Annotated in this window: 11 protein-coding genes; 5 read left to right on the forward strand and 6 right to left on the reverse strand. The window is 39.5% G+C overall.

Annotation, left to right across the window (positions count from 1 at the left end):
- Together VB733_RS15840 and VB733_RS15845 are read left to right on the forward strand one after the other, a co-directional pair.
- Nucleotides 1-2286: a PAS domain S-box protein gene (locus VB733_RS15840; RefSeq protein ID WP_416336321.1), complete on the forward strand. Its 2286-nt coding sequence runs from the start codon at nt 1-3 to the stop codon at nt 2284-2286.
- Between the two features lie 52 nt (nt 2287-2338).
- Entirely contained in the window at nt 2339-2512 is a 174-nt protein-coding gene (locus tag VB733_RS15845; protein WP_323341019.1) for a hypothetical protein, read from the forward strand.
- On the opposite strand, the gene VB733_RS15850 is transcribed toward VB733_RS15845, so the two are convergent.
- Nucleotides 2460-4013, reverse strand: a complete 1554-nt coding sequence (locus VB733_RS15850; RefSeq protein ID WP_323341020.1) for a cryptochrome/photolyase family protein — start codon at nt 4011-4013, stop codon at nt 2460-2462. The genes VB733_RS15845 and VB733_RS15850 overlap by 53 nt on opposite strands.
- Nucleotides 4014-4202: 189 nt before the next feature.
- Between VB733_RS15850 and VB733_RS15855 the strand changes: the two genes are divergently transcribed.
- Entirely contained in the window at nt 4203-5420 is a 1218-nt protein-coding gene (locus VB733_RS15855; protein ID WP_323341021.1) for a hypothetical protein, read from the forward strand.
- 190 nt (nt 5421-5610) lie between these two features.
- Here the strand turns inward: VB733_RS15855 and larE are convergent, their stop codons facing one another.
- Complete coding sequence (gene larE, locus VB733_RS15860) at nt 5611-6435, reverse strand: ATP-dependent sacrificial sulfur transferase LarE (protein ID WP_323341022.1); 825 nt, start codon at nt 6433-6435, stop codon at nt 5611-5613.
- Between the two features lie 185 nt (nt 6436-6620).
- On the opposite strand from larE, the gene VB733_RS15865 reads away from it, so the two are divergent.
- Both VB733_RS15865 and VB733_RS15870 read left to right on the forward strand, forming a co-directional pair.
- Nucleotides 6621-7853, forward strand: coding sequence for a competence protein CoiA family protein (locus VB733_RS15865; protein WP_323341023.1), 1233 nt, complete (start codon nt 6621-6623; stop codon nt 7851-7853).
- Nucleotides 7854-7983: 130 nt separating this feature from the next.
- The gene (locus VB733_RS15870; RefSeq protein WP_323341024.1) at nt 7984-8127 is read left to right on the forward strand and encodes a hypothetical protein; all 144 of its coding nucleotides are present in this window, start codon (nt 7984-7986) and stop codon (nt 8125-8127) included.
- Between the two features lie 127 nt (nt 8128-8254).
- Here VB733_RS15870 and VB733_RS15875 read toward each other — a convergent pair whose 3' ends face one another.
- From VB733_RS15875 to VB733_RS15890, 4 genes are all read right to left on the reverse strand, one after another.
- On the reverse strand, nt 8255-10015 hold the full coding sequence (locus VB733_RS15875) for a R3H domain-containing nucleic acid-binding protein (protein WP_323341025.1): 1761 nt from the start codon (nt 10013-10015) through the stop codon (nt 8255-8257).
- 89 nt (nt 10016-10104) lie between these two features.
- The gene (ldpA, locus tag VB733_RS15880; protein WP_323341026.1) at nt 10105-11256 is read right to left on the reverse strand and encodes a circadian clock protein LdpA; all 1152 of its coding nucleotides are present in this window, start codon (nt 11254-11256) and stop codon (nt 10105-10107) included.
- A gap of 114 nt (nt 11257-11370) precedes the next feature.
- On the reverse strand, nt 11371-12837 hold the full coding sequence (locus VB733_RS15885; protein WP_323341027.1) for a response regulator: 1467 nt from the start codon (nt 12835-12837) through the stop codon (nt 11371-11373).
- 169 nt (nt 12838-13006) lie between these two features.
- The coding region (locus VB733_RS15890; protein WP_323341028.1) for an EAL domain-containing protein at nt 13007-13733 on the reverse strand (727 nt) is incomplete at its 5' end.

Genomic DNA, 13733 nt, shown 5'->3' on the forward strand with positions numbered 1-13733 from the left:
GTGACACCTTGCCTGCGCGTACTGATTGTTGAGGATTCCGAAGATGATACGTTGCTTACTTTACGGGAGTTGCGTCGGAGTGGCTATACTTTAGATTATGTAAGAGTTGATACAGCTTTGTCCATGCAAGCGGCTCTGGAACAGCAGTCTTGGGATATTGTTATCGCCGATTATACTCTACCTAATTTTAGTGCCCCCGCAGCCCTAGAATTACTGCAACAGTTCAATTTGGATTTACCATTTATTATTGTCTCTGGCACAATTGGCGAGGATATTGCCGTTGCGGCGATGAAAGCTGGAGCTAATGACTACATCATTAAAGGCAATCTTACCCGTCTTGTGCCTGCGGTGGAGCGGGAATTGCGAGAAGCCAAAGAACGCCGCAAACGCCACAGTGCGGAGCAAGCTTTACGGGATTCGGAAGCACGTTATCGCTTACTATTTGAAAGTAATCCCCATCCCATGTGGGTATTTGATTCGGAAACCCTGGCTTTTTTGGCGGTAAATCAAGCGGCAATCAAGCATTATGGTTATTCGGAGGCGGAATTTTTACAAATGCAAATCATAGATATTCACCCTCCTGAAGATGTTCCGGCACTAAATCAAGGATTATCGACGATAATTAATGGTTCTAAACAGGTTGGTATTGGGAGGCATCAGAAAAAAGACGGTAGTTTGATTGATGTTGAGATTGTCAGTCACGCACTCACATTTGCTGGTAGAAGTGCATACCTAGTGTTAGTAGACGATATCACTGAAAGTCGGCAAGCTGAACAAAAAATTCGTGAACAAGCAGCCTTGCTTGATATCGCCACCGATGCCATTTTTGTGCGGGATATGAAACACCACATCCTCTTTTGGAATAAAGGAGCCGAACGTTTATATGGATGGGAAGCAGCAGAAGTTGTCGGCAAAAATGCGATCGAACTTTTAAACAAATCAGAGGAAAATTTACCTCAATTCACAGCAATTCAAACAACTCTCAAAAAAGAGGGAAAATGGCAGGGAGAATTATACCAAGTTACCAAAAGCGGTGGCAAAATTACCGTTGAAAGTCGTTGGACATTGGTACGAGATGAAGCAGGTAATCCCAAATCGATTTTAACAGTTAGTACCGACATTACTGAGAAAAAACAACTAGAGCAACAATTTCTCCGCACCCAACGGCTAGAAAGTCTGGGTACTCTGGCAAGCGGTATTGCCCACGACTTTAATAATATCCTGACTCCAATTTTAGCTGTTGCTCAATTACTACCCCTGAAATTACCCGACATTGATGACGGTAGCAAGCAACTATTGAAAATGTTAGAAAGTAGCGCCAGACGCGGTGCAGATTTAGTCCAGCAAATCCTCTCTTTTACACGGGGAGGGGGAGAAGGTAGCCGTACCATCGTTCAGGTTCGTCACTTAATTGCAGATGTGGCACAAGTAGCCCGTCGCACCTTCCCCAAATCCATCGAAACCCAAATGAATATAGCACCGGAATTGTGGACAATCTCTGCCGATGCCACACAAATCCATCAAGTGTTAATGAATCTAATTGTCAATGCCCGCGATGCCATGCCTGATGGTGGTGATTTGAGCATTAGTGCCGAAAATCTCTGGATTGATGAAAATTATGCCCGTATGTACGTCGATGCCAAAGTCGGTTCCTACATTGCAATTACAATTACCGACACAGGAGTCGGTATCCCACCAGAAACAATCGATCGCATTTTTGACCCATTTTTTACTACCAAAGATATAGGTAAAGGTACTGGATTAGGACTTTCTACTGTGATGGGGATTGTCAAAAATCATGGTGGCTTTATTAATGTATACAGTGAAGTTGGCAAAGGAAGTCGGTTTAAAGTATTTTTACCGAGTCGGCAAGTTACAGAAAACCCAGTACCTAACAATGCAGAATTACTCAATGGAAATAACGAATTGATTTTAGTTGTCGATGATGAAATTGCCATTTGTGAAATCGCCAAAACAACTCTCGAAAGTCATAATTATCAAGTTTTAACCGCCAGCGATGGCATTGAGGCACTGGCGCTCTATGCTCAACACAGAAATAACATTAGTGTGGTGTTGATAGACATGATGATGCCAGGTATGAACGGTTCTACAACAATTCTCACATTACAACGCATGAACCCACAGGTGAAAATTCTTGCCATGAGTGGACTCATGCTCAATTGGACAAATGCTCAAAAGATGAGTCTGGGTATTGACACATTTTTAGCAAAACCCTTCACTGCTCAACTATTACTCAGCACCCTCAAGTCATTACTGGTTGGTTAAAGTCGGAATCAAAAAATCAAAAGTACCGGTTGAATAGTTTTGGTTAATACTGATGGGGAGATGGGGAGATGGGGAGATGGGGAGACGCGGAGATGGGGAGATGGGGAGACGCGGAGACGCGGAGATGGGGAGATGGGGAGAAATTTTAATTGGATTAGCCGAACATGATGTAATTATTGCTTCCCTGGTGGTTGCAGATGCCAATCTCGCGCTAATTTGCGAATAGTAGCTAATTCCTCAAGAGACATTTTATCGAGATGCTTCAACATAAAACTCATTCGTCCTTGCATTGCTAGTTTATCGCGATCGCGGTCTAGAAAATCCCAGTAAAAGAAATTGAAAGGACAAGCATTTTCTCCGGTGCGTGCTTTATAGTTATAAGCACAACTCCGACAATAATTACTCATTTTATTAATATAGTTAGCCGACGCAGCATAGGGCTTTGAGGCAACAATTCCCCCATCCGCAAAAAGTCCCATACCAATCACATTTGTTTGCATCACCCAGTCATAAGCATCAATAAAGGCGGCATGAAACCAATTCTCGACTGCCTGGGGTGATAATCCAGCAATTAACGAAAAATTACTTAATATCATCAATCTCTGAATATGATGTACGTATCCCGTATTTAGTAATTGAGAAATCACTTGATGCAAACAATTCATCTTTGTGTCACCTGTCCAGAAAAATTCAGGTACAGCTTGCTGGTGATGAAAATAATTTTGGTCAGCATATAAACCCTGTTCAGGAAGTTCATAAAAATAGTGATATAACCCATACATATATTCTCGCCAACCCATAACTTGACGAATAAATCCTTCGACACTATTTAAAGGAATTTGCTGTTCGTGGTAAGCTTTTTCGGCAGCTTTGATAACCTCCAGAGGATGTAATAAACCAATATTTAAATATGGCGAAATCAGCGAATGCCACATAGTCTCTTCTCCCATGAGCATGGCATCTTGATATGTACCAAAACCAGCTAATCGTACATGAATAAACCAATTTAAAACTTCCAGTGCTTGTGTACGATTTACACCCCAATTGAATTTATTCAGCTTACTATCTAACTTCCCAAAAGTCGGAATTTTCAAAGAATTAACATGGGCGATTACTTCCTGAGTTATGTTATCTGGCTCAAACCACTTTGCTGCCGGAGTCTGCAAATTTGTCTTTGGAGGTTGACGATTTTCTTGATCGTAATTCCATTGCCCACCCATGGGTTTATCACCTACCATTAAAACTTGCGATCGCTTTCGACTTTCACGGTAAAAATATTCCATCAAAAGACTTTTGCGACCTTTTGCCCAATTAGAAAACTCTTCTTTTGTCCACAAAAAATGATTATTTGGCATCAGCTTAATTGAACATTTGAGAGAGGAAAAGTGTTGCTTCTCTATATCTTGAATTAGTTTTAGAAATGGTCTATCTGCGGGTGTCATCACGCGCACTTCGGTAATGTTATTCGTTTTTACCCATTGTTCCAAAGGCGCAACAAAATTCTCAGCAATTTCATAAGTAACACTATATCCATCTTGGCTTAATTCCTCAGCGAAATGACGCATTGCTGACCAAATTAGAACTAGTTTTTGTTTGTGATAAGGACGAGCTTGAACATGGCTTAAAGATTCGATCAGAATCACGGGTATTTTTTTACTTTTGCAGGAAGCCAGGGCTGCTTGCGTGGTGGAAAGTTGATCACCTAATATCCAAATGCCAATAGTCATTATTTATCTGTGTATAGGGTATTTATATAAATAAACAAAGCCAAATTCATGACATGAGAGGAAACCATAGATAACTCTATCGCGTCTTGTGGTTGAACATCACACTTTCTATCTTTTTAAGATAGTATTGCTGTTGCATCTGTACCAAATCACCCTATCATTTACCAGTAGAAGTTGATTCTACAATTTATGCATATCAAATTGAGTCAAAAATTTTACCTGTCCCTGAGTTCCACTGTGTTATCGCTGGCTGCTTTAACCAGTTGTTCTCACTTGTTGCAATCAAAAGCCGAATCTACAAGTCAGCCCAGAATTTCCCAGTTATCTTCACAGCAAATTACTTCTCCAGCAAAAATAGCCCAGACATCAACTTCCTACCCAGTAATTGATGAAGCTAGAAAATTTCGATATACGGTTCAACCTAATAAAATTCTCAGTGCGGGAAATCTACCAAAGACGAAAGTTAGTTTTAATCAAGCTGATTTATTAACAACTCTTGTGAATACCCGTCAATATTTCCAAGAACATTCCCAAAATGATCCGGATGTATTGCGCTCTGGATTGCTGGGTTCGCAAGGTATTACTGTTAATGATACTATCAAAACTCTTGATTTTATGATTACAGTTTTACAGGAAGATATTGCGAAAAAAAGACCAACTCGACTGCAAGATGCTAATTTCATTAATCAAAATTTTCGTGTAATTAAATGGACTGCAAATAACCCCAAAAAAGTTAATCAAAAACAGGTTCGCATGACCAAATATGCGGTTTTTATCCATCCAGGTTCACGTCAAAAAACTTCTACCTATAACATTCCCATCTACAGCTTAAAAGACGATTTAGCTGCCGATAAATTCTACACAAAATATACCAAACAAGATGTTTTGTCTGGGATTTATGAGCCTGGAGGTAAGGAATATGGTAAAGTTCAACCTCTTGCTTATCTAACCAGACAAGGACTAGAAGAAGCATTGATGGAAGGAACAATTTTAATTAACTTTCCTGATGGTACTAGTGAATATTTTAATGTCGATCGCAGTAATGAAATACCTTTTGTGAAAGGAGTAAATCCACGCAACCAAAAACGCTATTGGTATTTTAGAAAAGTCAACGCCATTAAAGGTTATGGTTATAAAATAGATGCCAAAATTTCGATTAAACCTGGTGTCACCTTTGCTGGAGATGTCTTAAATATCGGTTTAGGCAAAATGATTGTTTTAGAATCAGGGCAAGGCAAAAATAAACGCTTGCGGATGGGTGTTATTGCCGATACCGGTGGAGCCTTTTTACCAAGTCTTTATCAACTTGATTTCCTGGCGGGAATTTTCAAAAATAAGAAAGATTTTCAAAATGTTGTGCGCCAATTACCTGAATACGCTAATGCATATATTTTGGTGAAAAAGTAGTCAACAATCCACAAGCTACAATTAAGGCTTTCAGTCAATCAATTGCTTGAGAACCAAGATTTGGGAGAAGTTGGGGTGAAGGAAAAAAATCTTCCCCCAAACCTAATTGTGGAGCTAAAATTGCAGATAGAATCTCAATCTTTGGCAATTCACTGATTTAGAAACGCAATATCTTACACTTCCAAAGTGATTAAATTTCTACTGGTTGTTTGTGTAAAACTTGATTTAATTTCCCGCTACGATAACCTTCTAAATCGAGGGTTACAAACATAAATCCTAATTCTTGAAATGCAGATACCAGAACAGATAAATCAGTATTGGCGACAAAATTTTTGATATCTTCGGCTGCTAATTCAATCCTAGCAGTTTCACCATGCGATCGCACTCGTAAATTTTGCCAGCCTAATTTTCGCAAATATATCTCTGCCCTGCCTACCCGTTGCAATTTCGCCACAGTGATTTCTTCGCCATAGGGAAAGCGGGAACTCAAACAAGGTTGTGCGGGTTTATCCCACCAAGGTAAACCCAGTTCCTGGGAAAGTTGACGAACTTCGAGTTTGCTCACCCCAACTTCTGCCAGGGGAGAAATTGCACCTCGTTCCTTTGCTGCTTGGATACCGGGGCGATAATCTTGTAAGTCGTCGGCATTTACCCCATCCACCACAAACGGATAACCCAATTTTTTTGCTAAGGGTTTTAAAGTATCGTGTAATTCGCTTTTACAAAAATAGCAACGATTGACAGGGTTTGATGTGTAATTGGGGTTTTCCATCTCCTTGGTTTCGACTATTTCATGTCTAATTCCCATCGTCGCCGCTTGAATTTTGGCATCCTCCAACTCTTCCGGTAGCAGGGAAGGAGACATTGCAGTCACAGCTAAGGCTTTTTCCCCCAAGACATCGTAAGCAATTTTGGCGACTAAAGCACTATCAACACCTCCAGAATAAGCAATTAAAGCCTGTTCCATTCCGACAAATAGCGCTTTGAGCTTATCTAATTTTTCATTTAATCGCATTTTTAATCCACCCTAAACCCGATACCACTATTTTAATGAGATGTGCTTACCCTGGATACATTATAGGGCGACATTTTTAGCTGTGTGATATTACTGCGCCTAGATTTTTTGAATCAATGGTTATGGAGAGCAATATTTTTGGGAATCCTATAAATATAATCTCTTTTACTTTAGGTTAGCTATATATGTTTTATGCAAAGTCTATGTATCGAGGAGGAATAATTATTCGTGCAGATGATAGTTCTTATTCTTCTTATAAAAATGATGGTATATGTTGCTTAATATGTAATGAAGAGGTTATTTTAAAAGGCGGCTCAAAAAAAAGGAAGCATTTTGCTCATCGTAAATCTTGTCCTGACAGTAAATGTGAACTTAGATTTACTTCACAAGGCTTTACTAATATTTGGAATAGCTTCAGTTCTGGGGGTAAAGGACAAAAACAAAAATTATTCAAAGATTATTTTTTAAGTATCATCCAAGGTAAAGATCAAAATTCCAAAAATAATATAGAAATTCTCAAACAAACTATTTTACCTGATATTTTAAAAAACATCGAAGACAAATGTGTTAACTATTTTTATGATAAAAAATCAAATTTGATCGAAGAGTATTTATCTTTATCTGAGGATAATAATTCGCAGTTGATATTACACAAAATAATTGCTAGTGAAGCTCTAAAATACTTATCATCTCCATCTGCTAAACGTCCATTAAAAGAAGTAATTAGCTATACTATTTACAACTATATTATTAAAAAGTATTCTGATTTACAAGAATTACCTAATAAATGGAATCATTGTCCCGAAACTATGACTTTAGGTATATTGCGTGAATTTAAAGAAACTATATTAAATGCAGATTGGCTATCAGCTTTTGAAAAGTCCTATCAAACTTCTTTCAATGAAAAAATTGATCTGGCAGTGAACTGCGATTTCTATAAATATTTAAAATGTAGACAATCATCTTCTACTTGGCTTTTAAAAAAAAATATAGTATTTCTCAAGTTAGAATCTTCAGTAGTTTATTTAATGGAATATCCTGATGATAAAACTTTAACTGCTAAAAATTTAACTAAATTAGCCAATATTACAAAAGTACAAGAGAGCGGAAATGAGTTAATTATTGAGTTGGTATTCTTAGATGATAAAAGTTGGCTATACTCTTGTAATAATAATAATCTTAATTCTATTTGGTCAGAAATATTAAAACAAATTGATTTGTCAGAAATATTAAAACAAATTAAAGATTTAATCAAATTTGCATTAAAAAAAGATACATCCGTGAATCTAAAGTTAGACAAAAAAGAATTATGCAAAAGAATTATTAAGTATTGTAATCTTAACCAAGACGAGAAAATTAGTAAAAATAAGAAGAAGATAATATTTAGATGCATTGATGATTGGATAAAGGAGATTTAATTGTGTTGGTATCACATAACGCACTTCCTCATCAAAATTATTTCTCCTTTTCCCAATTAGGTTTACATCCTTTTCTCCGCTCATTTTAATTTATTCCACCGTAGTAAAATATCTACACAACTGTGTACACATGGCAAAAGTCGAGTGGGAATTCATCAACTTCAAACTGCCCAAACCCTTAGCAGATGTAATTCGAGCTAAAGCTATCGAGTTAGAAAACACTGCCACTAGTCTTAAGGTACTAGGTTGGGTGAAGACGCACAAGAAACTGTAAATTTCATGAATAATCTTCAATGTCTCATAACCCCAAATTTTACTTACAACTACTTAACTGATTGCTGCCAATAAAAATTTACCTAGATAGAGACGTAGCACTACTACGCCTCTATATTCAATTCAAATTACGCTGGATAAATCCGCAATCTCCGGTTTGGTTCCTCACCGAAACTATCAGACTTTAAGCGATAATGCTCAACTAATTCATGTTGCATTTTCCGCACCTGAGCCGATCGCGGTAATAATTCCACGGGTTGCCCTTTGGGAATGACAATTTGTTCAACAGCTAACCGCGCTTCCTCTAAGGCATCCATTTCATCCTCGCTACCATTGTGCATCAACAGTTGCAACTCGCGTTCGTCGCTAAAATCTGGATCATCCATATTCAGCATTCGTCGCAAGCCACGAGTAATCTGCGGTATGGTACTCGATTTGATCATGTGCAATGGCAAGTGTCTCGACTTCGCCAATTGCCTTAACTTGGCGTGGTTTTTCACATGCGATCGCAATGCTAAAATTGAGTCAGCATTATCGAGGTCTTTTGTCAAGACCACAGGTAAATTAAGTACCTTAACTACCTGTTCCAGTTGATGGCGACTGACACCGTAGGGGTAAATGTGCAAAGGCAAATCTTCGCCGTTTGGTCCTGAGTGATGTGGGCGATCGTCAAAACCAAAACTACGATCATCCAGTCCCCATGCTTCCTCATTCAGTAAGCGGTCAAACTCACCACGTCCAGATAAATTGATGGGTTCATTGGGTACTGCCTGCAATGGTGCCATTTTTCCAGAGGAACGCCAGCCATTAACTTGCCGTGCCGGAGCAAATGCTTCTTCTACATGTGCCACCTGTCCGTGACTGCGAGCATTTCCGTTACCATTAATTGCCGTCAAATGACGAGCGATCGCAACTTTACCATGATCATCAAGGGTTCGAGTTTGCGGATTCGGTTGACGACCACGTAATAATGTATCAACGGTATCAGCCACACTTTCATGAACCACCCAGCGCTGGCGCTCGTGCATTTCCACTGCAATATCAAAAGTCGGTAGTGCTTTTCTTTCCAATACCGTCTTCTGACTGCCGCGTCGTCTGGCTTCATCGTCTCCCAATGTCACAGCTTGGATGCCACCGACTAAATCTGATAAAGTTGGGTTTTTAATCAGATTCTCAATTTGGTTCCCATGTGCCGTACCCACTAACTGCACTCCACGCTCAGCAATGGTACGCGCCGCTAAAGCTTCCAGTTCTGTACCAATTTCATCAATAACGATGACTTCCGGCATGTGGTTTTCCACAGCCTCAATCATGACTTGATGTTGCTCGCTTGGATGGGCAACTTGCATTCTGCGGGCTTTGCCGATCGCCGGATGGGGGACATCGCCATCACCAGCAATTTCATTTGAGGAATCAATTATGACCACGCGCTTGTTGAGTTCATCTGCCAAAACGCGGGCAATCTCGCGCAGAGCAGTAGTTTTACCTACCCCTGGGCGACCTAGCATGAGGATCGATTTACCAGTTTCTACCAAATCGCGAATCATGCCAATGGTTCCGTAAATAGCCCTACCAACACGACAAGTTAAACCAATTATCTTGCCAGTACGGTTACGGATGGCGCTGATGCGATGCAGGGTTTGCTCTATTCCCGCACGGTTATCTCCACCAAAAATTCCCACTCGTTGAATGCAATCATCAATTTGAGCTTGATTTATCGGGACTTCGCTCAGATATTCTGCTCCTTGGGGAAAGCGAGCTTCTGGGCGGCGACCTAAATCCAAGACCACTTCTACTAAACTATCTCGTTGCGGGTGATTCTCAAGAACTTGCCGCAGGTCTTGGGGCAAAATATCTAATAACTTTTGGAGATCTTCTGTAATCGTCATGCTTTTTATGGTGACGTTTATTAGAGATAGTGGGCGGCTTCCACACCCGTTTACCCGCCGACGTAGGTAGGTGTGCGAGTGGGCAATATTTAGCTGATTTGCTGTGATTTAATCTGGGAAACGAGAGAATGAGCGAGATTAACTGCTTGCCAAAGCAATTCTTTGTCATCCTCTAAACGGACAGTGGTTGTTGCACTGGTGAGTTTCACCTCCTTTGCTTCTAATTGTTCGAGAACAGGTGACAGCAATACACGGGCATAGCTACCGTAGGCTACCCCAGAAATTGCAGACACGGGAAATGGAGACTGTAACGATGTGGAGAGATTTTGTAAGGAAATATTCTTTGTATCATCCTTCCTCAACAATCCCATTGCCTTTAATTTGGCAACGGTGTAACTGTTGGTTCCTCCTGCTAGTTGCACATAACCCGGTATCTTGGCTGCCAAAACTTTTTGCCCTAGTTTCACGGTTGCTACCGTAGTCCCATCGCCAATATCACCACTCATGGGACGACCATCGGTTTGCCACACTAATGTACTCTCAAGGGGAGCGATTAGATCGTGTAGGGCATGTAAATAATCAATTAAACCTTCACCATCGGGACAACTGATGGCTATCAACTTTAGCTGCTCTACATGCGGTTCTATTGCCTGCCACAATCGCTTAAACTCTGCCAAACGCCCAACTTGCGTATGAATTTCGACAGCATCGACTCCTGTTGATAGTACCAATGGCGCGATCGCTCCTGGTGTTGATACATATGAACTTGTATAAACAATATCATAAGGACAGATGGGGACACAACGACCGCAGCCATAACATTTATCAGATGTGACACCTGAGAAATTATCTTGTTGGTTAAAAACGATCGCTTGGGCGGGACAGATTTTTTCGCAAGGACGGGTACAGTTTGGAGGACACAAGGCTGGGTTAAATTCAGCTTTGCGGAAGTGGGGGTCTTCTCCATCGTTCAAACTCACCATTAAATAGGGCAGTTTGGCATTTTTACCGTAGCCAAGTTTGCGAGAATCTGGTATAAGAGTTGAGGCAACTGTCAAAGCCTCGCGGGCAGATGCAATTACAGCTGGATCGGCAGCAACATCTATGCAGTCAGCGCCCGCCAATGTGTAGGCTAGAGTTAAACTTCTGACCGCAGGCAGATGTTGGAAGCTGGCTCCACAAATTAGCTTGAACCAGTGTCCTTGTTTGAGTGAAAGTAAAGGGTTTAACAGATCGGTCACATTTCTATTATGCTATTTGTGACAGAAAATTGTAGCTGCCAAGTAAGAAAAAGTTTTGAATTTTAAATGTATTTTGTCTTTTGTCACTGATTGAGTAAATTTACCACCTATGGGTTATTGCTGAATTGGGATTTCGATGATAAAATTACTGCCTTCTCCTCTGGTTGAGTTACAAGTCAAGGTTCCTTGATGTTTCTGGACTATTATTTGGTAGCTAATTGACAACCCAAGTCCAGTACCTTTACCTACGGGCTTGGTTGTAAAAAATGGGTCAAATACGCGCGATCGCACAGATTCGTCAATACCAGGACCATTATCGGAAATGGAAATTTTGATGGTGTTCATATCGGTGACTCGTGTCTGAATATGAATTTGCGGAATCAGGGATTGGGTATAGGTTAAGGGCGATTGTGCAGTTCTGGAGTAATTTTTCCCATAATCAGGGGATTGGTTGCGGGAATATTGGGGGTAGTTATCATTATTCCTAGTGTTATTACTATCCAAGTTTGTGTCTAGATTCTCTTTGGTAAAGTCATCTGGGATTGGATTGGATTTGATGTTATTGTTGCCCATTCGCCATGCTCCATTTCCCATTTCTAAAGCATCAATGGCATTATTTAAAATATGCATAAATACTTGATTGAGTTCGCCAGGGAAACAAGTAACTAAGGGCAAGGTATCATAATTTTTGACAACTGCGATCGCGGGACGATGGGCTGTCGAATTAAGTCTATGTTCTAACATGATTAATGTATTATCAATACCTTGGTGAATATTGACTGACTTCATTTTTGCTTCATCAAATCGCGAAAAGTTTTGCAGGGAGATGACAATTTCGCGAATGCGATCGGCTCCGCGATACATGGCATTCATTAGGTTTTGCAAGTCATTCACAACAAAATTTAAGTCAATTTCTTGAATTTTGGCTTGAACTTTAGGTGTTGGTTCTGGATATTCCTGCTGATATATATTAATTAAATTTAATAAATCTTGAACGTATTGATTAGCGTATTGAAGATTACCATAGATAAAGCTGACGGGATTATTAATTTCATGAGCTACTCCTGCCACCAATTGTCCCAAGGCAATCATCTTTTCATTCTGAATTTGTTGCACTTGGGCTATCTTTAAATCATCAAACGCTTTTTGCAATAAAAAGTTTTTTTCTTGTAGTCTAATCTGCAACAAGCGTAAATTTATTTGATTTTCGATTCGCAGCACAACCTCCGCACCATGAAAAGGTTTCGTGATATAGTCCACTCCACCCACATCAAAAGCTTTGACTTTATCTAAAACATCATCTAAAGCACTGATAAAAATAACGGGAATACCGCAGGTTTGTTCATTGGCTTTGAGTTGTTGGCAAACTTCATAACCATCCATACCCGGCATATTAATGTCTAGCAAAATCACATCAGGAAGAAGCATTTGACAGGCTGTAAGCGCCATCTTCCCATTTAAGGCTTTACGAACTTCATACCCTTGTCCTGTCAGCATTGCGGATAAAAGTCGCAGGTTGTCAGGTGTATCATCGACAACCAAAATATTTGCTTTATAGTTGTTGTTTCGCTCTAAAAGCATTTTGAGTCAAACTCTATCTTTTATTAATATTACAGTTTATTTTATGTATTTAATAGAGTTTCTGTAATTCTGTATAATTGATATTTCCACTATTCCGTAAAATGGTGCAAACATACCCAACTATCTCAAACCCAACTATGTAGCCGGATATGCAGCTAATATATTTTTATTACCATTTTGGTTTAGTATCCAGAAATTCTAGGACTAATTCTGCTTTAATGGGTTTTGAGAATAAATAACCTTGCCCAAGGTCACAATTAAGACTTCTGAGTTGAGCCAGTTGTTCTGGGGTTTCAATCCCTTCTGCGATCGCTCGCATACCCATTGAGTGGGAAATACCAATCATTGCAGGTACAAGCCCCATATTCTCCTGATTTTCTTGCATAATTTTCACAAAAGATTTATCAATTTTCAGAGAATTGAGGGGAAAACTATGAAGATAGCTTAATGAAGAATAACCAGTACCAAAATCATCAATTACAAGCTGAAAATTTCTTTGTTTTAACTCCTGAAGAATATTTTTAACAGCATCACTATTTTCCATGATGACACTTTCTGTAATTTCGAGTTCTATATGATCTGGATTAATTTTAGTTTGCTCAATAATATTGTCAATAATTGAGACTAAATTATGATTGGAAAATAATCTGGCAGAAAGATTGATGCTAATTGTAATATCTTGAGGAAATTTAGTATCCTGTTGCCAAATATAAAGTTGCTGGCAAACAGTTTGAAATATCCAAGTATTAATGGGATAAATTAAACCCATTTCTTCAGCCGCAGGAATAAAATCTGTGGGTAGAATCAGTCCGCGAGTTGGATGCTGCCAGCGAACCAGAGCTTCAAATCCAGAGATTTTACCAGTTTTCAGTGACACAATTGGCTGATAGTAAATA

The sequence above is a fragment of the Calothrix sp. UHCC 0171 genome (assembly GCF_034931845.1).
In the GTDB taxonomy this organism is placed as follows: Bacteria; Cyanobacteriota; Cyanobacteriia; order Cyanobacteriales; family Nostocaceae; genus Brunnivagina.

What these genes read in the sequence shown, in the direction of transcription:
- VB733_RS15845 (WP_323341019.1), top strand. Translation starts at nt 2,339, where the DNA reads ATGGGGAGATGGGGAGATGGGGAGATGGGGAGACGCGGAGATGGGGAG.
- VB733_RS15850 (WP_323341020.1), bottom strand. Translation starts at nt 4,013, where the DNA reads ATGACTATTGGCATTTGGATATTAGGTGATCAACTTTCCACCACGCAA.
- VB733_RS15855 (WP_323341021.1), top strand. Translation starts at nt 4,203, where the DNA reads ATGCATATCAAATTGAGTCAAAAATTTTACCTGTCCCTGAGTTCCACT.
- larE (WP_323341022.1), bottom strand. Translation starts at nt 6,435, where the DNA reads ATGCGATTAAATGAAAAATTAGATAAGCTCAAAGCGCTATTTGTCGGA.
- VB733_RS15865 (WP_323341023.1), top strand. Translation starts at nt 6,621, where the DNA reads ATGTTTTATGCAAAGTCTATGTATCGAGGAGGAATAATTATTCGTGCA.
- VB733_RS15870 (WP_323341024.1), top strand. Translation starts at nt 7,984, where the DNA reads ATGGCAAAAGTCGAGTGGGAATTCATCAACTTCAAACTGCCCAAACCC.
- VB733_RS15875 (WP_323341025.1), bottom strand. Translation starts at nt 10,015, where the DNA reads ATGACGATTACAGAAGATCTCCAAAAGTTATTAGATATTTTGCCCCAA.
- VB733_RS15885 (WP_323341027.1), bottom strand. Translation starts at nt 12,837, where the DNA reads ATGCTTTTAGAGCGAAACAACAACTATAAAGCAAATATTTTGGTTGTC.